Genomic DNA, 23,946 nt, shown 5'->3' on the forward strand with positions numbered 1-23,946 from the left:
GTCGAGGGTGGGTGCCTACGGGGCGCCCGCCTCGACCTGGTGTGCGGGAGAGATGAGGCTGCCCTAAGTTAGTCTGGCCTACGGACCACCCACGAGAGGCCACCGTGACCAGCACCGCCGCACGCCCGACGACGTCGGACGCCCCGCCCCGCGGGCGCTCGGCGGCGGGTCTCGGACTGGGCGTGCTGGTGCTGCTCGGGGTACTCGCCGTCATCACGTTCGTCAGCATCACGATCGGCGCGCGCGGTGTGGGTCTGGGCACGATCTGGACGGCCTTCACCGACTACGACCGGGCGTCGGCCGAGCAGACCGTCATCCGCGAGCTGCGGGTGCCACGCACCCTGCTCGGCCTGCTCGTCGGCGCGGCCCTCGGGCTGGCGGGTGCGCTCCTGCAGGGCGTCACGCGCAACCCCCTCGCCGACCCCGGGATCATGGGCATCAACATGGGCGCGGCCACCGGCATCGTCGTGGCCGTCATGGTCCTCGACGGCATCAGCCAGTCCGCGTCGGTGTGGGTCGGCTTCGCGGGGGCCGGCATCGCCACCGTGGTGGTCTACGGCGTCGCGTCGTTCGGCCGCGAGGGAGCCACGCCGGTGAAGCTCGCGCTCTCGGGCGCCGCCGTGAGTGCCGCGCTCTACTCGGTCACGACCGGCATCACGATGACCGACGTCGGCGCGCTCAACGAGCTGCGCTTCTGGCAGGTCGGCTCGCTCAGCGGCCGGTACCTGCCGGTGCTCGAGCAGACCTACCCGTTCCTGGTGGCCGGCATCGTCGTGGCGATGCTGCTGGGTCGCGCCCTCAACGGACTGGCGCTCGGCGACGACCTGGCCGTGGCCCTCGGCCAGCGGGTCCGCCTGACCCGGGTGGTCATCTTCGTCACGGTCGCCCTGCTGGGCGGCGCCGCCACCGCTGCCTGCGGACCGATCGTGTTCGTCGGGCTGATCGTCCCGCACGTGGCCCGGGCGATCTGCGGACCCGACTACCGCTGGATCCTGCCCTACACGCTGCTGCTGAGCCCGGTCATCCTGCTGTCGGCCGACGTGCTCGGACGGGTGCTGGTGAGCCCCAGCGAGCTCCAGGTCGGCGTGGTGCTCGGGGTGCTCGGTGCGCCCGCGTTCATCGCGCTCGTCCGCTACAAGAACCTGGCCCAGCTGTGAGCACCGCGACCACGCCCCTGCGTCACGCCGTCCGCGCGCAGCGCCGCGGCCACCGAGCCCGGACGACGGCCATCACCGCAGGTCTCGCGGCTCTGGCGTTCGCGCTGTTCGTGGCGACCATGATGATCGGCACCTTCCGGCTCTCCGCCTGGGAGGTGGTCGGGAGCGTCTTCCGGCTCACGGACGACCCGAGCGTCGACTTCATCGTGCTCGACCTGCGCCTGCCCACGGCCGCCACGGCGGTGGGCGTAGGCCTCGCGCTCGGTGTCGCGGGCCTCGTCTTCCAGCGGCTGCTCGCCAACCCGCTGGCCTCGCCCGACTTCGTGGGCATCTCCGGTGGTGCCAGCCTGTTCGCCGTCTCGACCATCCTGTTCTCCACGTGGGGTGCCGTCGCGACGTCGGGCATGGCGCTGCTCGGGGCCGTGCTCGCCGCCGTCGCGGTGTACCTGCTGGCCTGGCGCGACGGCATCACCGGCTACCGTTTCATCCTCATCGGCATCGGCCTGTCCGAGCTGTTCGTGGCGCTCACCGGCTACGTGATCGCGAAGGCCGAGCTGAGCGACGCACGCGAGGCGATGACCTGGCTCGTGGGCTCGGTCGGCTCGGCCGGCCCGTTCGAGCTGCGCGCCCTGCTGATCGGCGTCGCGGTGCTCCTGCCGGTCGTGCTCGTGCTGTCGCGTCGGCTCGGCGCGCTCGAGCTCGGCGACGACGCTGCGTCGGCGCTCGGCGTCGACGTGGAGCGTTCGCGGCTCGTCCTCCTCGCGCTGTCGGTCGTGCTCGTGGCGCTCGCCACCGCCGCGGCCGGCCCCGTCGCCTTCGTGGCACTCATCTCCGGACCGATCGCGATCCGGCTCGTCGGCAACGCCGCCAGCCTGCCGGCGGCCGCGTTCGTCGGTGCCGTCATCGTGCTCCTGGCCGACCTCGTCGCGCAGCACGCTCTGCCCGTCGCCCTGCCCACCGGGGTGATCACCGGCGCCGTCGGCGCCCCCTACCTCATCTGGCTGCTCGCCACCGTCAACCGGGAAGGACGCGGAGGATGACCACCACCAGCACCGACCGCACCCATGAGCTGAGAGCGCAGGACCTCACGCTCGGGTACGCCGAGACCGACGTCGTGTCCCACCTCGACGTGGAGGTCCCGCCCGGCCGGATCACCGTCATCGTCGGCGCCAACGCGTGCGGCAAGTCGACGCTGCTGCGAGGGCTGGCCCGGCTCCTCAAGCCGCGCCACGGCACCGTCCTGCTCGACGGGACGTCGGTGCACGAGCAGCGCTCCACCGACGTCGCCCGCATCGTCGGCCTGCTGCCGCAGACGCCGGTCGCGCCCGACGGCATCACGGTGGCCGACCTGGTGGGCCGTGGCCGCTACCCCCACCAGGGGTGGTTCCGCCGCTGGGGCGCGGAGGACGACGCCGCCGTCGCCGAGGCGCTGGAGGCCACCGGCACGGCCGACCTCGCCGACCGTCCGATCACGGGTCTCTCGGGCGGTCAGCGCCAGCGCGTCTGGGTGGCCATGGCGCTCGCGCAGGACACCGACCTGCTGCTGCTCGACGAGCCCACCACCTACCTCGACATCAACCACCAGGTGGAGCTGCTCGACCTGCTCACCGACCTCAACCGCGAGCACGGCAAGACCATCGCGATGGTGCTGCACGACCTCAACCTCGCGTTCCGCTACGCCGACCACATCATCGCCATGAAGCACGGCGAGATCGTGGTGGAGGGCAGCCCGTCCGACGTCATCGACGCGGCCGTGGTGGAGGACGTGTTCGGGCTCGCCTGCCAGGTGGTGCCCGACCCCGTGAGCGGCACGCCGCTCGTGGTGCCGCGCAGCCGTCACCACGTCGGCGGGCTCACGTCCGAGGCTGAGTCGCCGGCCGCCGTCTGAGTCGGTCGACGTTCGTCCGCGGCTCACGGCACGTTCACGACCGCGCCCTAGCGTCGCCGCCATGGCCGGACTACGCGAACGCCTCGCCCGTCGGATCTGGACGCCACCGCCCCCACCGAAGCCTCCGCGCGACCCCGAGCTGGTCGCGCTCGACCGGCTGCGCGACGCGTGGAAGGACGGGCCCGTCCGTGACGACCGGATCAACGAGCACCTCGCGCTCGTGCTCGAGAAGTCCGGCGTCTCCGGCGGGCGCGTGCTCGAGATCGGCGGCCGAGGGCACCCGCGTCACCGGGTGTTCGACGCCGACCGCTTCGAGTACCTCGACCTCGACCTCGCCGAGACCGGACCGGGCGTCATCATCGGCGACATCACGCACTGCCCCGAGATCCCCGACGCCTCCTTCGACGTGGTGCTGAGCGTCGACGTCTTCGAGCACATCGACCGGCCGTGGCTCGCGGGCGAGGAGATCGTGCGGATCCTCAGGCCCGGTGGGCTCGTGTACACCTCGACGTTGTTCAGCTGGCGCTACCACCCCTGCCCGATCGACTACTGGCGCTACACGCCCGAGGCGCTCGCGTTCCTGATGCGCGGCACCGACACGATCGACCAGGGCTTCGACGCGACCGAGCGACGTCGCGACGTGCGCAAGAAGGCCGCGGAGGACCCGATGCCCTTCGACGCGCTGGGCGGCTGGCGCGAGAACGTGCGCGTCTTCCACGCCGGCGTGAAGCCCGCCTAGGCCTTCCCGGCGGCCTGGTCGCGACCCAGGCGCGAGTGGCTGCGTCCGTAGACGACGTAGAGGCCGACGCCCAGCACCATCCACACGAGGAACCGCAGCCAGGTCTCGACCGACAGGTTCACCATGAGCCACACGCACGCGGCGATCGCGAGGATCGGCACGAGCGGGACGCCCGGGACGCGGAAGGAGCGGTCGAGGTCGGGCCGCGTGCGGCGCAGCACGATGACGCCCGCCGAGACCACGACGAACGCGAACAGCGTGCCGATGCTCACGAGCTTGCTCAGCTCCGACAGCGGGACGAAGCCGGCGAGCACGGCCACGAACGCGCCGGTGATGATCGTGATCTTGTAGGGGGTGCCGAAGCGCGGGTGCACCTTCGCGAGGCCCTGGGGCAGGAGGCCGTCCCGCGACATGGCAAACAGCACGCGGGCCTGGCCCAGCATGAGCACGAGCACCACGGTCGTGAGCCCGGCGACCGCGCCGACGGAGATGATCTTGCTCGCCCACTCCAGGCCGTTGGCCGAGAACGCCTCGGCCAGCGGTGCGGCGGTGTTCATCCGGTCGTCGCTGTACTTGAGCATGCCGGTGACGACGAAGGCGACGGCCGCGTAGAGGACGGTGACGATCGCGAGTGAGCCGAGGATGCCGCGCGGCATGTCGCGCTGCGGGTTGCGGGTCTCCTCGGCCGACGTCGCGACGATGTCGAAGCCGATGAACGCGAAGAACACCACGGAGGCGGCGGCGATGATGCCGTAGATGCCGAACACGGTCGGCTCGACGCCGAAGACCGTCTGCAGGAGCGTGGAGTCCAGCCCCGACTCGCCGGAGCTGGGCTTCGACGGCGGCACGAACGGCGTGAGGTTGGAGGCCTTGATGAAGAACAGGCCGGCGACCACCACGAACAGCACCACGGCGACCTTGACCACCACGAGCACGCTGGTGAACCGGCCCGAGAGCTTGGTGCCGAGCACGCCCAGCGCGGTGAGGGCCACGACGATGGCGATGGCGCCGAAGTCGGGACGGGCCGCGTCGCCGGCGAGCCACGTCGGCAGGTCGAGCAGCGACTGGAGGTAGGCCGACCAGCCACGGGCGACGACCGCCGCACCCAGGGCGAGCTCGAGCACGAGGTCCCAGCCGATGATCCAGGCGATCAGCTCACCCAGCGTCGCGTAGGAGAAGGTGTACGCGCTGCCCGCGACGGGCACGGTCGACGCGAACTCGGCGTAGCAGACCGCGGCGAGCGCACAGGCGATGCCGGCGAGCACGAAGGAGATGACGATCGCCGGACCGGCGCTGCGGTAGGCCTCCTGGCCGGTCAGCACGAAGATGCCGGTGCCGATCATGACCCCCACGCCGAAGACTGTGAGGTCCCAGGCGGAGAGGTCCTTCCTCAGCCGGTGGTCGGGCTCGTCGGTCTCGGCGATCGACCGTTCGACGGACTTGGTGCGGAAGAGGCTCACCGGGTGATCCTGCACCCGACGATTGCAGCGCGCAACCGTACTCGGCGGTCAGGCGGTCCGCGCTGTGTCGAGCTGCTCCGCGGCCTTGGCGATGTTGCGCTGCATGGAGCCGAAGATGATGCCGTGGAAGGGCAGGATCGCCCACCAGTAGGCGTGCCCGAGCAGGCCGCGGGGGTGGAAGAGCGCGCGGTGGTGGAACGTCGTGGTTCCGCCCTCGGTCGAGCCCACCTGCAGCTCCAGCCAGGCCAGCCCCGGCACCCTCATCTCCGCCCGCAGGCGCAGGAAGGAGTGGTCGTCGGTGGCCTCCACCCGCCAGAAGTCGAGGGCGTCCCCGACCACGAGCTCCTTGTCGTTGCGTCGGCCACGACGCAGCCCAGGCCCGCCGACGAGCCGGTCCAGGATGCCGCGCACCCACCACGCGAGCGCCCAGGAGTACCAGCCGTTGCGTCCGCCGATGCCCTCGATGACCGTCCAGAGCGACTGTGGGGACGCGTCGACCTCGCGCGTGCGCTCGTCCTTGTACAGGGAACCGCCCGCCCAGTCCGGGTCCGACGGCAACGGCTCCGACGGCGCGCCGGCGGTCGCCGCCGACGACCAGCGGGTGGGGACGTCGAGGTTCTGGATCTTGGTGAGCGCGAGCTCGACGGCGCGGTCGAAGCCGATGAGACCCTCGGGCGGGTCGGGCACGTACTGCTCGACGTCCTTCTCGCTCGCGACCACGGTGTTCTTGAGCGACTCGACGAGCGGACGCGCGATGCTCGCGGGCACGGGGGTGATGATGCCGACCCAGTGGCTCGACAGGCCGGGCGACAGGATCGGGACGGGGAGCACCCGCCGCTTCGGCAGCCCGGCGACGGTGGCGTAGCGCTGCATCATCTCGAAGTAGGTGAGGACGTCGGGCCCACCGATGTCGAAGGCGCGGTTCACGTCGGCGGGCATGTCTGCGCTGCCGACGAGGTAGCGGAGCACGTCGCGGATGGCGATGGGCTGGATGCGCGTGTGCACCCACTTCGGCGTGACCATGACGGGCAGACGCTCGGTGAGGTAGCGGAGCATCTCGAACGACGCCGAGCCCGAGCCGATGACGATGCCGGCCTGGAGCACGGTGGTCGGCACGCCGGAGGCCAGCAGGACCTCGCCGACGCGCTTGCGGGAGGCGAGGTGCTCGGACAGCTGCTCGTCCTCGGGATCCATCCCGCCCAGGTAGACGATGCGGCTCACGCCGGCGTGCTGGGCGGCGTCGGCGAACGACTCGGCGATCCGGCGCTCGGTCTCGGCGAAGTCGTCGCCCGACCCGATCGAGTGCAGCAGGTAGTACAGGACGTCGACCCCGTCCATCGCGGCACGCACGTCGTCGTCGGAGGTCGCGTCGCCCTGCACGATCTCGACCCGCGGTGCCCAGTCGTGGGCCTCGGCCTTCTCGGGGCTGCGGACGAGCACGCGCACGTCGTGCCCGGCGTCGAGGAGCTGCGGGACGAGGCGCCCGCCGACGTAGCCGGTGGCACCGGTGACCAGGGAGAGCGTCATGTCTCCATCGTCGGGGACCCCGGGCACCGGGGCATCCCGACTGGTCCAGGTCGCACCGGCGTCCCCGGTGGAGTCAGCCGGCCCGGTGCAGCTGCTCGACGTCGTCGTAGGCGAACCGGTTGGGGAACTCCAGCGGCGTGGTGGGCCGGCCGGAGGGCTCGGCACGCTCGGGGTGCTCGACGTCGGCGCTGCACACCCGGTTGCCGCAGTCGTTGCGACGCACGAGCCGGTCGCCCACGACCGACCCGAGGTAGTGGCCACGCGCGTCGACGACGTCGGTGCCCTCCCAGGGCATCCAGCCGATCCAGCGGCCGGCCGTGTCGAACACGTGCTCGTCGTCCCAGGCGCGTCGGAACGCGATGACGTCTCCGTCGAGGTCGTACAGGTACACGCTCATGTGGTCAGGCTCCCGAGATGGTGCTGGTCTTCTCCCTCCTCGACGGTAGGACGACTCGATGATGACGCGGTGAGAACGCACCAAGATGATCCCGATGGACTAGTCAGTCCTGGCCAGCGCATGCTCGACGGCGGTCTCGACGTGGATCCGGGTGGTCGCGAAGACCGGCACCGGGCTGTCGTCGGCCGAGACGAGCAGCTCGATCTCGGTGCACCCGAGCACGATCCCCTCGGCACCGTCGGCCACCAGGCGGCCGATCACGTCGGCGTACGCGGCCCGTGAGGTCTCGCTGACGATCCCGCGCACGAGCTCGTCGTAGATCACCCCGTGCACGGTCGCGCGGTCGTCGGGACCGGGCACCAGGACCTCGATGCCGTGCCGGGCGAGTCGCTCGCGGTAGAAGTCCTGCTCCATCGTGAAGGCGGTGGCGAGCAGGCCGACCCGTCGGTGGCCGGCCTGCTGGATCCGTGCGGCGGCCGCGTCGGCGATGTGCAGCACGGGCACCGTCACGGCGGCCTCGACGACGTCGACGACCCTGTGCATCGTGTTGGTGCAGAGCAGCAGCAGGTCGGCCCCGGCGCGCTCGAGGCGCTGTGCGCGGTCGGCGAGGAGCGCGCCGGCCTCCTCCCACCGACCCGTCGACTGGAGGGCCTCGACGTCGGCGAAGTCGAGCGAGTCGAGCAGCACGCGGGCGGAGTGGACGCCTCCGAGCCGCTCGCGGACGAGCACGTTGGCGAGCCGGTAGTACTCCGCCGTCGACTCCCAGCTCATCCCGCCGAGCATCCCGATCGTGCGCATCGCGTCCTCGTTCCCGGGGCTCCCACCCCTGTTGCAGGATGGTGCCATGAGTGATGCCTCCGCGACCGAACAGCACCGTCAGGTGGGCCTGGAACGACTCGACCGCGGCCGCTACCGCGTCACCAACGCCCGCGGAGGGGAGATGGTGATCGGCGACGGCTCCGGCGACGCGTTCACGCCCGTCGAGCTGCTGCTGGCCGCGATCGCGGGCTGCACGGCCATCGACGTCGACCTCATCACCACCAAGCGGACCGAGCCGGAGCGGTTCGCGGTGACGGCGTCGGGCGAGAAGGTGCGCGACGACGACGGCAACCGGATGGACGACCTGCAGGTGCGCTTCGACGTGGCGTTCGGCGACGACGAGGAGGGCGCGAAGGCGTCCGGCCGGCTGGCGGACGCGATCGCGAAGTCCCACGACCGACTCTGCACGGTGAGCCGCACGGTCGAGCTGGGCACGCCCGTCGACACGCAGTAGCTAGAGACGCTTGGCGGGGTCGTGCGGACCCTTCGGCTCCACCCAGAAGTCGAGCGCCAGGTCCTCCTCGCGACCGCCGTTCAGGTAGACCGACAGGTCGGTGACGCCCTCGGCCTCGAGCACCTCGTCGTCGATGAAGAAGTTCCCCGTGCACTCCCGGCTGGGTCGCGTGAGGATCGCGTGGGCGGCGTCGGCCATGATCGCCGGCGTGCGTGAGCTGGTCTCCAGCCCGGCGCCCACGACGTTGCGCACTGCAGCCGTGTCGATCGCCGTGCGCGGCCACAGGGAGTTGCACGCGACGCCGTCCTCGCGCAGCTCCTCGGCCAGGCCGAGGGTCACGAGGCTCATCGCGTACTTGGCGATCGCGTACGCGGTGAACGTGCCGAACCACTTCGGGTCGAGGCTGATCGGCGGGCTGAGGGTGAGCACGTGGGGGTTCGCCGACGCGCGCAGGTGCGGGATGCACAGCTTGGACAGCAGGAACGAGCCGCGCGCGTTGATCTGCGTCATGAGGTCGTACTTCTTCATCGAGATGTCCTCGGTGCGGGACAGGTCGATCGCGCTGGCGTTGTTGACGACCAGGTCGATGCCGCCGAACGTCTCCACCGCCCGGGCCACGGCGTCCTCGACGAAGGCGTCGTCGCGGATGTCGCCCACGAGGGGGAGCGCACGTCCGCCGGCCTCCTCGATGGCAGCGGCAGCGGTGTGGATCGTCCCGGGCAGCTTGGGGTGCGGCTCGGACGTCTTCGCGAGCAGCACCACGTTCGCACCGTCGCGGGCGGCGCGCACCGCGATGGCCTCCCCGATCCCTCGGCTGCCTCCGGACATGATCATCGTCGTTCCGGCCAGGCTCATCGGGGGTCCTCTCGTCGTGGACGTGCGTCCTCGCTATCGTGCTGGGGACGGCAAGAACAGTCAAGGTTGATTGTTTCTCTGGAGGTGGCGGCACCGATGGCTCAGGACGTACCGGCCTGGTTCACGGCCGCCCTGGCGGAGCAGCCCGAGCACGCCTCGGTCGACGTCGGCGGCGCGCGCATCACCTACCGGGCGTGGGGCCCGGTCGACGAGCCCGTCACGGTGCTCGTGCACGGTGGCGCCGCGCACGCGGGCTGGTGGGACCACGTCGGGCCGCTGCTCGACGGCCGCGTCGTCGCCCTGGACCTGAGCGGGCACGGGGACAGCGACCACCGCGAGGTCTACGCCCTCGAGACCTGGGCGGCCGAGGTCATGGCCGTCGCGCAGGCGCAGGGCAGCACCCGTCCGCCCGCCGTGGTCGGACACAGCATGGGCGGGTTCGTGGCCCTCACCACGGCCCGGGACCACGGCGCAGCGCTGGCCGGTGCCGTCGCGATCGACTCGCCGGTCCGCGAGATGTCGAGCGAGGCGCGAGCGTGGATCGCCTCACACGGCGTCATCCCCGCCCCGAAGCTGCACCCCGACCGCGAGGCGATCCTCGCGCGGTTCCGCACGCTCCCGGCCGACGACGCCACGCTCGACTTCGTGCACCGCCACATCGCCGAGGGGTCCGTGCGCGAGGTCCCCGCGTCCGACGGTGAGCCCGGGGGATGGCGCTGGAAGTTCGACCCGCGCATCTTCCTGCGGTCGCGCATGGAGCCCGAGGAGCTCGCCGAGGCTGCCTGCCCCGTGGCGCTCCTGCGCGGGGACCGCGGCATGGCCACCACCGACATCACCGACGCCGTCGCCGAGCGTCTCGGGGGACACGTCCCGGTCACCGTCGTGCGAGACTCCGGGCACCACGTGATGCTCGACCAGCCGCTGGCGCTCACCGCTGCCGTGCAGGCCATCATCGGAGAATGGAGACGCCCGTGACGAGCGACCCGACCAGCACCGAGCTGCTGCTCGACACCACCGAGGGCATCCTCTCGATCACCTTCAACCGGCCCGACGTCATGAACGCGCTCGACGGCGTCATGCTCGAGCGGGCCGCCGAGGCCGTCGAGACCACCGACGCCCGCGTCGTCGTCGTGACCGGCGCGGGCCGGGCCTTCAGCGCCGGTGCGGACCTGCGTCGGCTGGAGCGGGGCGGCACGCACGAGAACGGCAACCGGCTCGTGCGCGCGCTGGTCTCGACGGACCGCCCGGTCGTGGCCGCGGTGAACGGCCCCGCCGCCGGCATCGCGATGTCGGTGGCGCTGGCCGCCGACGTGACCGTCGCCCACGAGTCGGCCTACTTCCTGCAGGCGTTCGTCAACATCGGCCTGATGCCCGACGGCGGCGCCACCGAGCTGCTCGCGGCGTCAGTGGGCAGGGCCCGGGCCAACCGCCTGTCGCTGCTCGGGGAGAGGCTGCCCGCCGCCGAGGCTGCGTCGATGGGACTGATCGACCGGTGCTGCGGCGACGACTACGCCGAGCAGGTGGCCGAGCTGGTCGCGAAGCTGGCCAACGGGCCCACGGCCGCGTACGCCGCCACGAAGCAGGCCATCACCGCCAACACGTTGCGCCACCTCGACGAGACGCTGGACCGCGAGCTGCGCCTGCAGCGGGAGCTCGCCGACACGGCGGACTCCAAGGAAGGCATCCAGGCGTTCCTGGACAAGCGCGCTGCTGGGTTCGTGGGCCGATGAGCGAGAGCCGGATGGAGGCCCTCGAGGCCCTCCTCGAGGAGCGCTGGAGCTGCCGCGGATTCACCGACGAACCGGTCGAGGCGGCCACCATCGAGCGGCTGCTGAACGCCGCGCAGCGCACCCCGTCGTGGTGCAACACGCAGCCGTGGCACGTGGTGGTGACGGCCGGGGGCGAGACCGAGCGGCTCAAGCAGGCCATGGCCGACGACGAGCGCTTCGGGCCCGACCTGACCTTCCCGGAGTCCTACGAGGGCGTGTACGCCGAGCGCCGGCGCGAGTCGGGCTGGCAGCTCTACGAGGCGGTCGGCGTGGTGAAGGGCGACCGGGCCGGGTCCGCCGCCCAGACGATGCGCAACTTCGAGTTCTTCGGCGCCCCGCACGTCGCGATCGTGACCACGACCCGCTCGCTCGGCGTGTACGGCGCGATCGACTGCGGCCTGTACGTGCAGTCGTTCCTGCTCGCGGCCCAGGCGCTCGGTCTCGGCGCCTGCGCCCAGGCGGCCCTGGCGATGCGCTCGGAGCTGCTGCGCGAGTGGTTCGACCTCGACGACGACCGCCAGGTGGTGTGCGGCATCTCCTTCGGCCACCCCGACCCCGACCACCCCACCGCCTCCTACCGCACCTCCCGCGCGTCGCTGGACGAGGCGGCCGAGCTGCGGCTCTGACGTCTCGTCCTGAGGGTGCGCGTCGGCGGGGTCGTGTTCTGCGGCGCCACTGCTCGGGTGGGTCTCGTCGTGCGGCTGCGCTGCCTCGGCTCCGCGTCGACCTGCGCTCCGAAAGGGGCCTCGACCGGTGGCGGGGTGCGTGCTCGGCCTGGGGTCTCGGGGCGCGGGTACGCCGGTGGTGCGTTCGGGTCGTCCTGACCACCTGACTGCCTCATCGTGCGTCGGTCGAGGCCGTCAGAGGTAGGTGGCGCGGGTTATCCGCAGGACGGAGGTAGGTGGGGCGCGGATACAGACCTCCAAACCGCGGGCCACCTACCTCTGACCCGCCGATTCCGCGGGCCACCTACCTCTGACCCGCCGATTCCGCGGGCCACCTACCTCTCACCCGGCCGGGGCAGTGAGAGGTAGGAGAAGCACCGAATACGAGTGCCTTGAGGTGCCTCACTCACCTCTGCCAGCCCGATTCGGTGCCTCACCTACCTCCGACGGCCCAGGACCAGCCCGCAGCACCGGGACTCGGCCGAGCGGCAGCCCATCCGCCGGTCGAGGCCCTCTCGCAGCGCAGGGCGAGACTCAGCCGAGGCAGCGCAGCCGCAGGTCCGGACCAGAGGCAGAAGCGCAGCCGAAGGACGAGACCCAGCCGGAGCAGCGCAGCCGCAGGTCCGGACGGAAGCAAGGAGCGCAGCCGCAGGCCAAGGCCCAGAGGAAGCAGCGCAGCCGCAGGCCGACCCCCACCCTCACCCCCGCAGCGCCCCCACGCCCAGCACCGCGGCGAGGCCGAGGGCCGAACGGGGGTGGTAGGCCGCTGTCCAGAGCCCGCCGTGGGCGGCGCCGCGCGCCTCGTCCTGCCACGGCTCGGGCTCGGCGGGCAGGTCGGCGCGGAGGTCGTGGACCAGGAGCGCGGCCATCAGGGTGTTCGACGTGGCGGGGTCGAAGATCTCGACGCCGAAGCGGTGCGCCCCGGCGTAGGCCGCCGCCAGGGCCTTGTTCTTCACGACCGACCGGGTGCGCGTGGCCGGCGCGACGTTGAGCGACACCGTGGTGCCGGCAGCGCGAGCCGTCGTGGCGCGCCAACGCTGCAGCCGCTTGGCGAACGCGTAGTTGGGACCCTGCTGCGGGACGAGGGCGTCGCAGATGCCCGGGTCGGCGCCCGGCGGGTAGTTCCGCTGCAGGAGCCGCCCACCGCTCGCCACGCGCGTGGCGTGGCGAGCCATCCGACCGAACCGTCCGGCGCGGTACGCCGCCTCCGACCGCGCCACGTCGTCGGCGCCGACGGCGAACACGTCGGTGGGCGTGGCCAGGAAGGCCAGCGCGGTGTCGGGGCGCTCTCGCACCAGGTGGTCGGCGAGCGCGTCGGCGGCCATCGAGACCCGGACGTGCTGCCCGCCGTCGGCGTAGCAGTAGTTGCCGAGCACGACGCGGGACTCGAGGGAGCTCAGCCAGTGGGCCAGCGCCGGCAGCTCGCGCACCAGGTCGGCGCCGACGTCGCTCCCACCGTCGGGCCGACCGTGGGTCACGATCCGGCTGGGCACGTGCACCCGGCCCGCTCCGCCCGTCGCGACCTCGGCGATGCGGCCCTGCACGTCGGCGCGGGGCAGGTCGACGGCGGCCACCTCGGCACCCCACCGCTGCAGCGCGCGGTAGGGACCCATCTCGGCCCCCGCCCCGAGCACGACGACGAGGTCGCCCTCGAGCCGCAGCCAGTCGGGGTTCGCCTGCACGGTGCGCACCGCGTCCGCGCACGACGGCGTGACCACGCCGCGGTCGAGCCAGTCGTCCAGCTGGCGCAGGAGCGCGTCGCCCCCCAGCCTCTCGCCGCGGTAGGGCACGGTCAGCTCGGTCTCCGGATCCGCCTCGCCCTGGACGGTGGTCGTGCTGAGCACCTGGTCGAGCGGTGTCACGGCCAGGGCCTCGTCGAGGGCGACGTCGTCGAACCGCATGGCGGCGTGGGCGCTGCGCAGACCCTCGGCCGCGATCGAGCGCGCAGCCGCCGCATCCCCGACGCCGGCCTCCACGGCTCGGCGGAAGTGCTGGAGGTACTGCCGGCGCCAGGCCGTCTCGTGCTCGACGGCGCGTGCACCGACCGGATCAGCGGCCCGCAGCGCGTCGGCCAGGACCTCCCTCGCCGTGGCGGACGTGCTCTCGGACCGGAACTGCACTCCCTCGCGCGTGGTCATGATGACAGCCTAGGAACCCTGTGAGCGCAGGGAAACTCGCGGCGAAAAGGTAACTGGGAGTGACACGGATCTTGTTCACGACACGCCGACGTGAACACTTTCTTGGATTCGGACCCATCCACGGCCACCACGGTCCCGAACTACGTGCATGAGCCACTCGATCGCCACCCAGACCACGCGGGCCACCGCTCCGTGGTGGACCGGTGCCGTGTCGGGCCTGCTCGCTGCGGTCGCAGGCGTCGCAGCCGGATCGGGCGTCGCCACGCTGCTGGGCGTCCCGACGCCGATCGAGTCGGTCGGCAACCGGGTCATCGACCTGGTGCCCCGCCCGCTCAAGGAATTCGCCATCGAGCAGTTCGGGACGAACGACAAGCCCGTGCTCATCGGCGGCGTCGCCGTGACCCTCCTGGTCGCCGCGGCCGTCGCCGGCTGGTTGGGCCTGCGTCGGCCGCGGCTCGCCCTCGGCATCACCGCCGTGCTCGGACTCGTGGCCCTGGTCACCGCGGTCCTCGACCGCACCTCGACGGCCAACGTCGTCGTCACCGCCATCCCCTCCGCCGTCACGCTGGTCGTCAGCGTGTTCCTCCTGATGCGCTTCCTCAGCGCCCTCGAGCTCGCACCGAAGGTCGGCGACGAGACGCCCGCCGGCTTCGACCGCCGCGCCTTCCTGCAGGTCGTCCTGGCCGCCAGCGCCGTCATGGCGATCGGCGGAGGAGTCACCCGCTTCCTCGGCTCCAGTGCCGGTCGTGAGTCCCGCGCCTCGGTGAAGCTCCCGAAGGCAGCCGTCCCGGCCAGCGCGGTCCCGGCCGGCGCCCAGGTCGAGCTGAAGGGCATCAGCCCCTACGTGACGCCGAACAAGGACTTCTACCGCATCGACACCGCCCTGCGCGTGCCGCAGGTCGACGCGAGCACCTTCAACCTGCGCATCCACGGCATGGTCGACAAGGAGCTCAACCTCTCCTTCGAGGACCTGCTCAAGGAGCGCCTCGTGGAGCGCCGCATCACCCTGACCTGCGTCTCCAACGAGGTCGGCGGCCCCTACGTGGGCAACGCCGCCTGGCTGGGCATCCCCGTGGCCGAGCTGCTGGCCCGCGCCGGCGTGAAGGACGGCGCCGACGCCGTCAAGACCACCAGCGCCGACGACATGACCATCGGCACCCCGCTCGAGGCGCTCACCGACACCGACCGCGGTGCGCTGATCGCCGTGGGCATGAACGGCGAGCCGCTGCCCCTCGAGCACGGGTTCCCCGTCCGCATGGTCGTCCCCGGCCTCTACGGCTACGTCTCCGCCACCAAGTGGCTCGTCGACATCGAGGTCACGAAGTTCTCGGACTTCAAGGCCTACTGGTCGACGCGCGGCTACTCCGAGGAGGCGCCGATCAAGCTGTCGTCCCGCATCGACGTCCCCAAGGCCTTCCAGGCGCTGCCCCGCGACAACGTCCGCATCGGCGGCGTGGCCTGGGCGCAGACCGTCGGCATCGAGCGCGTCGAGGTCAAGATCGACGACGGCGAGTGGCAGGACGTCGAGCTCGCGGACCAGGACGGCGTCGACACGTGGCGCCAGTGGTCCTGGACGTGGGAGGACGCCACCGAGGGGACCCACCAGGTGACCGTGCGAGCGACCGACGCCGACGGCACCACACAGACTTCCGACCGGGTGCCCATCGCACCGGACGGATCGACCGGCTGGCACAACGTCAGATTCCGCGTCGAGTAGCAGGAAACACCCAACCAAGGAGAAGAAACATGCGCACGACGACCAAGAGCAAGACCCTCGCGATCACCGCCGTGGCCTCGCTGTCCCTGTTCACTGCGGCCTGCGGCTCGAGCGACGACGACACCGCCGCGTCCGACAACGAGACCTCGGCGCCCGCGTCCGAGGACGCGTCCGACGCCGGTGCCGACCTCGTCGGCCCGGGCTGCGCCGACTACGCCTCGCAGGTGCCGGACGGCGCCGGCTCGGTCGAGGGCATGGCCCAGGACCCGGTGGCGACCGCCGCCAGCAACAACCCGCTGCTGAAGACGCTCGTCCAGGCCGTCTCGGGCGAGCTGAACCCCGACGTCAACCTGGTCGACACCCTCAACGGTGGCGAGTTCACCGTGTTCGCGCCGGTCGACGACGCGTTCGCCAAGCTGCCCGCGGAGACCGTGGAGACGCTCGGCACCCCCGAGGGCGCCAAGACGCTCGAGTCGGTGCTGACCTACCACGTCATCCCCGGCCAGATCGCTCCGGCGGACATCGACGGCACCTTCGAGACCGTCAACGGCGCCGAGCTGACCATCACGGGCGAGGGTGACAACATCCGCGTCGGCGACCAGGCCGGTGTGATCTGTGGTGGCGTCAAGACCGCCAACGCCACGGTGTACCTCATCGACACGGTGCTCATGCCCCCGGCCTGATCACCACGTGCCGATCACCTGAGGTGATCGACGGAGCGGTCGTGAACCCGACGTGATCGACCGCGCCGACGACTGATCGACGCGAGGCCCGGACCCTCCTCCAGGGGGTCCGGGCCTCGTGCTGTCCCCGGGGGCGGGGTCCCGTGAGGCTCGAGGCTGTATTCCTGTCAGTAATACGTGGCACGATGTCGCCATGACCACAGCGATCCGCACCGAGGGCCTCGTCAAGCTCTTCGGCGAGAACCGAGCGGTCGACGGTGTCGACCTGCAGATCCCGGCCGGAGGCGTCTACGGCGTGCTCGGGCCCAACGGGGCCGGCAAGACCACCACCATCCGCATGCTGGCCACGCTCATCAAGCCCGACGGCGGCCGGGCCGAGGTGCTCGGCCACGACGTCGTCGCCGAGTCGGCCGCGGTGCGCTCGAAGGTGGCCATGACCGGTCAGTTCGCCTCGCTCGACGAGGACCTCACGGGTCTGGAGAACCTCGTCATGCTGGCCCGGCTGTACGGGTACCGCGGTGCCGCGGCCCGCGACCGCGCCCACCAGCTGCTCGACGCCTTCGACCTCACCGATGCCGCGGGCCGCCAGGTCAAGGCCTACTCCGGCGGCATGCGCCGACGCATCGACATCGCCGGCAGCATCGTGGTGCGGCCCGAGCTGATGTTCCTCGACGAACCCACCACCGGGCTCGACCCGCGCAGCCGCAACCAGGTGTGGGACATCGTGCGCGCCCTCGTGTCCGCCGGCACCACCGTGCTCCTCACCACCCAGTACCTCGACGAGGCCGACCAGCTGGCCGACCGGATCGCCGTGATCGACCGCGGCACGGTGATCGCCGAGGGCACCACCGGTGAGCTCAAGGCCTCCGTGGGAGCGGGCGCGCTCAAGGTGCGCGTCGCGGACCAGGCCGACCGGCAGCGCGCGGCCTCGGTCCTGGCCGCGACCCTCGACGCCGAGGCCGTGCTCGAGAAGGACCCCTACGCCCTGTCCTTCTCGGTGCCGTCGCCGCAGGGCGTCCCCGACGCGCTCGTGCGTGTCGCCGAGCAGGGCATCGCGGTCTCGGAGTTCTCGCTCGGCCAGCCCAGCCTCGACGAGGTGTTCCTCGCCCTCACCGGCGAGCACGTCACCGACGTCGAGCCCGACACGACGGAGGTCCCGGCATGAGCACCACCATGGACGCCAAGGTCCGTGAGGCGGTCGGCAGCAGCGAACGTCCCGAGCCGGTGGGCCCGCTGGGCTCGTCGCTGATCTTCACGCACCGGGCCCTGCTCAAGATCAAGCACGTGCCCGAGCAGCTGTTCGACGTGACGATGTTCCCGATCCTGTTCACGCTGATGTTCACCTACATCTTCGGTGGCGCGATCGCCGGGTCCACCGGTGAGTACCTCGAGTACCTGGCGCCGGGCATCCTCGTGCAGACCGTCGTCATGATCACGATGTACACGGCCATGACCATCAACAACGACATCAAGAAGGGCGTCTTCGACCGCATCCGGTCCCTCCCGGTCTGGCGTCCGTCGCTCATGGTCGGGGCCCTGCTCGGCGACACGCTGCGCTACACGATGGCCTCGGTCGTGATCCTGGTGGTGACGATGCTCATCGGGTACCGACCGCCCGGCGGTCTCGTGGGCGTGGTGGCGGCCGTCCTGCTCCTGCTGGTGTTCTGCTTCAGCGTCAGCTGGATCTGGACGCTGCTCGGCATGAAGCTGCGCAGCCCGGAGTCGGTCATGGGGGTCTCGATGATGGTCCTGTTCCCGCTGACGTTCCTGTCCAACGTGTTCGTGCCCATCGAGACCATGCCCGACTGGCTGCAGCCGGCGGTCGAGAACAACCCGGTCTCGATCCTCGTCGACGCGGTCCGCAGCCTCATGGTCGGCGATCCGCACGGCGGGTCCATCGTCACGGTCCTCGTGATCTCGGGCGTGTTCGTGGCCGTGTTCGGGCCCCTCACCATGCGGGCGTACTCCCGCCGGTCCTGACGGGCGAACCCCCGTAGGCTGGGCGGGTGGAGCCGACCTCTGGGACCTTGCTCGCGGACGAGTTCGACCGCGCCGCACCCCGCTACGACCTGCTCACCTCGCTCAACCCCGGCTACGTCGACGCCTTGCGCGACGCCGCGCGCCGACTGGTGCTGAGCCTGCCGGTCACGGGCACGGCCCCCACGTTGTGGGACCTCGGCTGCGGCTCCGGCCTCTCCACCCAGGCGCTGGTCGACGCCGCCGGACCGGGGGCCCGCATCGTGGGCCTCGACGCGTCGGCCGGCATGCTCGCCCAGGCGCAGGAGAAGGACTGGCCCGACCACGTCAGCTTCGTGCAGGCGCGGGCCCAGGACCTGCCCGGTGTGGCCGAGGTGCAGCTCGACGGCCCGGCCGACGGCGCCTTCGCGGCCTACCTGCTGCGCAACGTGCCGCAGGAGCAGCGTGACGACGTGGTCGCGGCCATCGCCGACCAGGTGCGCCCCGGCGGCTGGATCGCGCTGCAGGACTACCACGTGAAGGGCTCGCGGGCGGCCGAGGCCGTGTGGAGCGCCGTCTGCTGGGGCGTGGTCACGCCGCTGTCCATGGCGGTGCGTGGCAACCCGGCGATCTACCGGTACCTGTGGCGGAGCGTGCTGCGCAACGACTCCACCGAGGAGCTGCAGGCGCGGCTCGAGCGGGCCGGCCTCACCGACATCACGTGGACGACGGCCGGCGGCTGGCAGCGGGGCATCCTGCACACCGTCCTCGCCCGACGTCCGCTCTGACGCGCGCCATGGCCTCACGTCCTGTCCCGCCCGGTCGCGACCGGAACGCCGTGCTCCACCGCGCTGCCCCCGGCTCCTCGCGGCTGGGCGACGACCGACACGTGGTGGTGGTCGGGGGCGGCATCGCCGGCCTCGGTGCCGCCGTGGTGCTGGCCGAGCGCGGCGCCCGGGTGACCCTGCTCGAGGCCTGCGACCAGCTGGGTGGCCGGGTGCGCGCCTGGCCGCTGGCTGACGCCGACGACACCGGATCCGGCGGGCCCGACGGCTCGCGCACGATGAGCCGCGGGTTCCACGCGTTCTTCCGCCAGTACTACACGCTGCGCTCGCTGCTGCGCCGCGTCGATCCCACCTTGTCGCACCTGGTGCCGGTGCCGGACTACCCGCTGCGACGCGGCGACGGGCTCACCGACTCCTTCGCGGCCCTGCCGGCCACGCCGCCGCTCAACCTGCTGACCTTCGTGCTGCGCAGCCCGACGTTCCCCGTCGCGGCCCTGCCGTCGGTCCACGTGCCGAGCGCCCTCGAGCTGGTCGACGCCTCGTACCCGGCCAGCCACGAGCGCTACGACGGGGAGTCCGCCCAGGACTTCCTCGACCGCCTGCGCTTCCCCGAGGGGGCGCGGCACCTCGCGCTGGAGGTCTTCGCCCGGTCGTTCTTCGCCCACCCCACCGAGTTCGGCGCCGGTGAGCTGGTCGGCATGTTCCACACCTACTTCACCGGCAGCTCCGAGGGACTGCTCTTCGACGTCCCCGACGACGACTACGACGCCGTGCTGTGGGCGCCGCTCGGCCGCTACCTCGAGGGGCTGGGCGCGCGGGTGCGCACCGGCGTGCGGGCCGACCGAGTCGCACCCGACGGTGCGGCACTCGACGGAGGGGGCTGGCTCGTGCACACGGGCGAGCAGGCCCTGCGGGCCGACGCCGTGGTGCTGGCGACCGACCCCCGCACCACGCGCACGCTCGTGGCCCCCCTGCCCACCGACGACGACGAGCGTCGCGACTGGCACCGCCGCGCTGCTGCCGGCCACAACGCCCCGCCCTTCGCGGTGCTGCGGCTGTGGCTCGACGGCACTGTGGCGGCGGAGCGGGAGGCGTTCCTCGGCACGAGCGGGTTCGACCTGCTCGACAACGTGACGGTGCTGGAGCGCTTCGAGCGCGGAGCCGCCGACTGGTCCGCCCGGCACGGCGGCTCGGTGGTGGAGCTGCACGCCTACGCCACCGACCCGGTACGTGACGCCGACCTGGCCGGCGACGGCGCCGGAGGTCTCGACGTCGCTCTGGTGCGGCAGCGGCTGCTGGCCGCCCTGCACGACGTCTACCCCGAGACCCGCACGCTCGGGATCGTGCACGAGGAGCTGCTCGTGGAGGACGACTGCGGACTGGTGGGCACCGGGCCGTGGCGCGACCGCCTGACCGTCGACACCCCCTATCCCGGGCTCGTGCTGGCTGGCGACGGGCTGCGGGTCGACTGGCCGATCGCGCTCATGGAACGGGCCGCCACCACCGGCGTGCTCGCGGCCAACCAGCTGCTCGCGGGGTGGGGCGTGCGGGGCGAGGACATCTGGACCGTCCCGCTCGACGGCCTGCTGCGCCGACGCCCGCGGCTGCCCTCGCTCTCGCGATGAGCGAGCCCACCCGGTCGCGACGTCGGGCCGTCCTGCCCGGCGAGGCGGACCACGGGACGGGAGTCCCGCGCGTGGAGCGGGTCGACGCCGGTGGCCGGCCCGGCGTCAGCACCGTCTGGCGGATCCGGTCGCTGGAGGCGGCGCGTCAGGTGCTGCGCGCCCGGCACGCCACGACCCAGGCGGGCTTCACGGCCGAGGCGATCCCGCAGGGCTACCTGGAGCACCACCCGATCCTGGTGTCCGACGGTCCGAAGCACGACGAGCAGCGCCGCAAGGTGGCGCGCTTCCTCGCACCGACCGTCGTGGCGGAGCGGTACACCGACCTCATGCACGCCGTGGCCGACCGGCTGCTCGCCGAGGCCGTCGCCGACGGCGGGTGCACCCTCGACGAGCTGGCGCTGCTGTACACGGTCGAGGTGACGGCCGAGGTCGTCGGGCTCACCGAGTCGTCCGTGCCGCGCATGGCGCGACGGCTGGAGGCGATGTTCAGCCAGCCGCCGTTCGACATCACCCGCCGTGACCTCGGCAGGTCCCGCCGGCAGTGGATGCAGGCGGCCTACCGCGGGCTGCTCCCCGTGGGCCGGCTGTTCTGGGCCGACGTGCGCCCCGCCGTTCGAGCGCGGCGCCGTGAGCCGCGCGAGGACATCATCAGCCACCTGCTGGCGGAGGGGTACTCGACGCCGAGCATCCTCGTCGAGTGCGTCACGTACGGCACCGCGGGCATGGTCACCACGCGCGAGTTCATCGTCATGGCCGCGCTGCACCTGCTCGACGACGACGCCCTGCGCGCCCGCTACCTCGTGGCACCCGAGGCCGAACGACTGGCGATCCTGGGCGAGATCATCCGGCTCGAGCCCGTCGTCGGGCACCTGTACCGGCGCGCGCAGCAGGAGATCGCGGTGACCGACGGCGACGACGCGTGGACGATCGAGCCCGGTGACCTCGTCGACGTGTGCGTGCGCCCCGGCAACGCCGACCCTCTCGCAGTGGTCGACGCCCCGCTCGACCTCTGCCCGGGCCGCTCCCTGCCCGCCGGCGTGGGTGACCCGGTGCTGGCGTTCGGCGACGGCGAGCACAAGTGCCCCGGGCAGCCGCTGGCCCTGCTGGAGTCCGACGCCCTGCTGCTGCGGCTGCTGGCGCTCGAGCCGCGGCTGGCTGCCGAGCCCGAGCTGGGCTGGGACCACCTGATCGCGGGCTACTGGCTCCGCGGGGCGAGGCTGGCCCTCGGCGAGGGCGGCAGTCCGCGACCCGGACCGCGCACCAGCACGTCGGCCAGGATCGCGACCTTCGTCCGCGGCCGGACCCGCAGGCGTCCCGAGAAGACGTCGTAGTCGGCCTCCTCGACGAGGTCGAGGATGCGCGAGTACATGCGCAGCGCGGTGGCCACGCAGCGTGCCCCGGGCTTCGGCAGCATGGCGACGCCCGGCGCCGCCTCGCGGTACAGCGCGCGGTTGCGCTCCACCTGCTCGGCCATCATCGACCGCCAGGCGGGAGTGACCCGACGCGTCCACGGGTCGGCGCCGTGACGCCTCAGGTCCTCCTGCGGCAGGTAGACCCGCCCGCGGTCGAGGTCCTCGCCGACGTCGCGCAGGAAGTTCGTCAGCTGGAACGCGTGCCCGAGCGCGCGGGCCGGTTCCCGCGCCGCCGGGGTGAGCGGCTGCAGGACGGGCAGCATCATCTCGCCGATGACGGCGGCCGAGCCCTCCATGTAGCCGTCGCGCAGGTCCTCCCACGTCTCCCACGTGGTGCGTGTCAGGTCGAGCTCCATGGCGCGGAAGAACCGGTCGAAGCACTCGGGGTCGGTACCGCGGCGCTGCAGGCTGTCGACGACGGCGGCCATCACGGGCTCGTCGGACCGGCCGGCGGCCACGCAGTCCCAGAAGTGCTGCTCGAACATCTGCAGCCGCACGCCCGGGTCGACCTCGCCGTGGCCCGGGACGGCCGGGTCGACGCGCTCGGGCTCGTCGACGATGTCGTCGGCGAGCCGGCACAGCGCGTAGACGGTGTAGACGTCGATCCGCTGCTCACGGGGGAGTAGCCGCGCACCCCAGTAGTAGGTGGTGCCGTGGCGCTTCGTCAGCTCGGCGCACCGCGCGTACCCCTCGGCCAGCCTGGGGTCGGGGTGCAGGGGGCGTGCCATGGTGCAGCCCAGCCTACTGAGGTGGGGGAGGATGGGCCGCATGACAACCGGTCCCGTTGACGTCGCGGTCGTCGGGCTCGGTCCGGCCGGCCGCACGCTCGCGTCGCGCTGCGCGGCCCTGGGTCTGCGCGTGCTGGCCGTCGACCCGCGGCCGGAGGCCGTCTGGACGCCCACGTACGGCGTGTGGGAGGACGAGCTGTCCGGCCTGCCGCCGACGGTGGTGCGGGCCCGGTCGGCAGCACCGCAGGTGCGGGCCACCGCCGTGCACCGGCTGCCGCGCACGTACGTGGTGCTCGACAACGCGGCGGTGCAGGCCGCGCTGCCGCTCGACGGGGTGGACGTGCGTCGGGACCGGCTCGACGACGTCGGCGTCGCGGCGCTGGCGGGGCAGGCCAGGATCGTCGTCGACGCACGTGGCGCCCGGCCCGATGGTCGGGTGGCCCACGACCCGGCGCCGGCGCAGACCGCCTTCGGCGTCGTCGTCCCCGCCGACGTGGCGGCTCCGGCGCTGCAGGGTGCGGAGTCGCTGCTGATGGACTGGCGCACCGACTGGGCGCCGGGCGGGGTGCCGCCCGCGGGTGCGACCCCCACGTTCCTGTACGCCTTCGACCTGGGCGACGGGACCGTGCTCCTGGAGGAGACCTGCCTGGCCGCCGCCCCGGGCATGGCCCTCGAGGAGCTGCAGGAGCGGCTGCGGCGTCGGCTGGCGGCCCGCGGTGTCGACCCCGCCGTGGTCGACGCTCCCCTGGCCCGCGAGGTCGTGCGGATCCCGATGCGGGGCCGTGGTCGACCACCGGTGCCGGGCACGCTCGCGCTCGGCGTCGCCGGCCGCGGCGGGCACCTCGTCACCGGCTACTCGGTGGCGCACGCGCTGCTGCGAGGTCGTTCCCTCGCCGAGGACCTGGCGGCCGGTCGCGTGCCGGACCAGGTCGACCCGGTGCGTCCGGTCGACGCGCTGCGCGAGGCGGGCCTGCGGGCCCTGCTGCGCCTCGACGTGGACGGCACCCTCGCCCTCTTCGACGGCTTCGGCCGCCTCCCCGCCCACCAGCAGCGTGCCTTCATGTCGCGCGACGCACCGCCGTCGGCCGTCGCCGGCGCCATGTGGACCATGTTCGGCCACATGCCGTGGTCGGGCCGGCGCGAGCTGGCCCGCGCCACCCTCGGCCGCTGAC

At 72.3% G+C, this 23,946-nt stretch carries 22 protein-coding genes and 1 pseudogene; 16 read left to right on the top strand and 7 right to left on the bottom strand.

Translation table 11 applies throughout. The features are described 5' to 3' along the window. Positions 1-104 precede the first annotated feature (104 nt). The 4 genes from NUV38_RS05475 (at position 105) to NUV38_RS05490 (ending at position 3,784) form a co-directional block, all read left to right on the top strand. Positions 105-1,157, top strand: coding sequence for an iron ABC transporter permease (locus tag NUV38_RS05475; RefSeq protein ID WP_257728149.1), 1,053 nt, complete (start codon positions 105-107; stop codon positions 1,155-1,157). Then, entirely contained in the window at positions 1,154-2,197 is a 1,044-nt protein-coding gene (locus NUV38_RS05480; protein WP_257728150.1) for an iron chelate uptake ABC transporter family permease subunit, read from the top strand. The genes NUV38_RS05475 and NUV38_RS05480 overlap by 4 nt, the downstream gene beginning before the upstream one ends. Then, the gene (locus tag NUV38_RS05485; protein ID WP_257728151.1) at positions 2,194-3,045 is read left to right on the top strand and encodes an ABC transporter ATP-binding protein; all 852 of its coding nucleotides are present in this window, start codon (positions 2,194-2,196) and stop codon (positions 3,043-3,045) included. Before NUV38_RS05480 ends, NUV38_RS05485 begins: the two co-directional genes overlap by 4 nt. A gap of 61 nt (positions 3,046-3,106) precedes the next feature. Next, the gene (locus tag NUV38_RS05490) at positions 3,107-3,784 is read left to right on the top strand and encodes a class I SAM-dependent methyltransferase (protein ID WP_257728152.1); all 678 of its coding nucleotides are present in this window, start codon (positions 3,107-3,109) and stop codon (positions 3,782-3,784) included. Here NUV38_RS05490 and NUV38_RS05495 read toward each other — a convergent pair. From NUV38_RS05495 to NUV38_RS05510, 4 genes are all read right to left on the bottom strand, one after another. Then, positions 3,781-5,244, bottom strand: coding sequence for an amino acid permease (locus NUV38_RS05495; RefSeq protein WP_257728153.1), 1,464 nt, complete (start codon positions 5,242-5,244; stop codon positions 3,781-3,783). The genes NUV38_RS05490 and NUV38_RS05495 overlap by 4 nt on opposite strands. A gap of 48 nt (positions 5,245-5,292) precedes the next feature. Then, positions 5,293-6,771: an SDR family oxidoreductase gene (locus NUV38_RS05500; RefSeq protein WP_257728154.1), complete on the bottom strand. Its 1,479-nt coding sequence runs from the start codon at positions 6,769-6,771 to the stop codon at positions 5,293-5,295. 73 nt (positions 6,772-6,844) lie between these two features. After that, complete coding sequence (locus NUV38_RS05505) at positions 6,845-7,168, bottom strand: 4-fold beta flower protein (RefSeq protein WP_055962160.1); 324 nt, start codon at positions 7,166-7,168, stop codon at positions 6,845-6,847. A gap of 99 nt (positions 7,169-7,267) precedes the next feature. Further along, entirely contained in the window at positions 7,268-7,966 is a 699-nt protein-coding gene (locus NUV38_RS05510) for an aspartate/glutamate racemase family protein (protein WP_257728155.1), read from the bottom strand. Positions 7,967-8,012: 46 nt separating this feature from the next. On the opposite strand from NUV38_RS05510, the gene NUV38_RS05515 reads away from it, so the two are divergent. Next, positions 8,013-8,441 carry an OsmC family protein gene (locus NUV38_RS05515; RefSeq protein ID WP_257728156.1) on the top strand — a complete coding sequence of 143 codons (429 nt, stop codon included), beginning with the start codon at positions 8,013-8,015 and terminating at the stop codon, positions 8,439-8,441. Here the strand turns inward: NUV38_RS05515 and NUV38_RS05520 are convergent, their stop codons facing one another. Next, positions 8,442-9,296: an NAD(P)-dependent oxidoreductase gene (locus NUV38_RS05520; RefSeq protein ID WP_257728157.1), complete on the bottom strand. Its 855-nt coding sequence runs from the start codon at positions 9,294-9,296 to the stop codon at positions 8,442-8,444. It lies immediately after the preceding gene. 96 nt (positions 9,297-9,392) lie between these two features. On the opposite strand from NUV38_RS05520, the gene NUV38_RS05525 reads away from it, so the two are divergent. From NUV38_RS05525 to NUV38_RS05535, 3 genes are read left to right on the top strand one after another with little or no spacing between them, the layout of a single operon-like run. After that, on the top strand, positions 9,393-10,271 hold the full coding sequence (locus NUV38_RS05525; RefSeq protein ID WP_257728158.1) for an alpha/beta fold hydrolase: 879 nt from the start codon (positions 9,393-9,395) through the stop codon (positions 10,269-10,271). Then, positions 10,256-11,026, top strand: a complete 771-nt coding sequence (locus NUV38_RS05530) for an enoyl-CoA hydratase-related protein (RefSeq protein ID WP_257728159.1) — start codon at positions 10,256-10,258, stop codon at positions 11,024-11,026. The genes NUV38_RS05525 and NUV38_RS05530 overlap by 16 nt, the downstream gene beginning before the upstream one ends. Next, positions 11,023-11,691 carry a nitroreductase gene (locus tag NUV38_RS05535; RefSeq protein WP_257728160.1) on the top strand — a complete coding sequence of 223 codons (669 nt, stop codon included), beginning with the start codon at positions 11,023-11,025 and terminating at the stop codon, positions 11,689-11,691. Before NUV38_RS05530 ends, NUV38_RS05535 begins: the two co-directional genes overlap by 4 nt. Before the next feature lie 737 nt (positions 11,692-12,428). Here NUV38_RS05535 and NUV38_RS05540 read toward each other — a convergent pair. Beyond that, positions 12,429-13,868 (bottom strand): hypothetical protein, encoded by a 1,440-nt coding sequence (locus NUV38_RS05540; RefSeq protein WP_257728161.1) that lies wholly within the window; start codon positions 13,866-13,868, stop codon positions 12,429-12,431. Between the two features lie 148 nt (positions 13,869-14,016). On the opposite strand from NUV38_RS05540, the gene NUV38_RS05545 reads away from it, so the two are divergent. The 7 genes and pseudogenes from NUV38_RS05545 to NUV38_RS05575 form a co-directional block, all read left to right on the top strand. Beyond that, positions 14,017-15,585 (top strand): molybdopterin-dependent oxidoreductase, encoded by a 1,569-nt coding sequence (locus tag NUV38_RS05545; RefSeq protein ID WP_257728162.1) that lies wholly within the window; start codon positions 14,017-14,019, stop codon positions 15,583-15,585. Positions 15,586-15,614: 29 nt separating this feature from the next. After that, positions 15,615-16,268, top strand: coding sequence for a fasciclin domain-containing protein (locus NUV38_RS05550; RefSeq protein ID WP_257728163.1), 654 nt, complete (start codon positions 15,615-15,617; stop codon positions 16,266-16,268). Positions 16,269-16,461: 193 nt separating this feature from the next. Then, positions 16,462-17,433: an ATP-binding cassette domain-containing protein gene (locus NUV38_RS05555; RefSeq protein ID WP_257728164.1), complete on the top strand. Its 972-nt coding sequence runs from the start codon at positions 16,462-16,464 to the stop codon at positions 17,431-17,433. Further along, entirely contained in the window at positions 17,430-18,248 is an 819-nt protein-coding gene (locus NUV38_RS05560; RefSeq protein WP_055962123.1) for an ABC transporter permease, read from the top strand. The genes NUV38_RS05555 and NUV38_RS05560 overlap by 4 nt, the downstream gene beginning before the upstream one ends. Positions 18,249-18,274: 26 nt before the next feature. After that, entirely contained in the window at positions 18,275-19,012 is a 738-nt protein-coding gene (locus NUV38_RS05565; protein ID WP_257728165.1) for a methyltransferase domain-containing protein, read from the top strand. 8 nt (positions 19,013-19,020) lie between these two features. Continuing rightward, a complete protein-coding gene (locus NUV38_RS05570; RefSeq protein ID WP_257728166.1) occupies positions 19,021-20,634 on the top strand; it encodes an FAD-dependent oxidoreductase in 1,614 nt (537 codons plus the stop codon). Positions 20,635-21,383: 749 nt separating this feature from the next. Beyond that, positions 21,384-21,758, top strand: a pseudogene (locus NUV38_RS05575) (cytochrome P450); the annotation flags it as partial. 71 nt (positions 21,759-21,829) lie between these two features. On the opposite strand, the gene NUV38_RS05580 reads toward NUV38_RS05575, so the two are convergent. Then, positions 21,830-22,774, bottom strand: coding sequence for a phytoene/squalene synthase family protein (locus tag NUV38_RS05580; RefSeq protein WP_257728167.1), 945 nt, complete (start codon positions 22,772-22,774; stop codon positions 21,830-21,832). A 40-nt stretch (positions 22,775-22,814) separates the two neighbouring features. On the opposite strand from NUV38_RS05580, the gene NUV38_RS05585 reads away from it, so the two are divergent. Continuing rightward, positions 22,815-23,945, top strand: coding sequence for a lycopene cyclase family protein (locus tag NUV38_RS05585; RefSeq protein WP_257728168.1), 1,131 nt, complete (start codon positions 22,815-22,817; stop codon positions 23,943-23,945). Position 23,946 lies beyond the last annotated feature (1 nt).

This window comes from Aeromicrobium sp. 50.2.37 (assembly GCF_024655735.1).
GTDB lineage: Bacteria > Actinomycetota > Actinomycetes > Propionibacteriales > Nocardioidaceae > Aeromicrobium.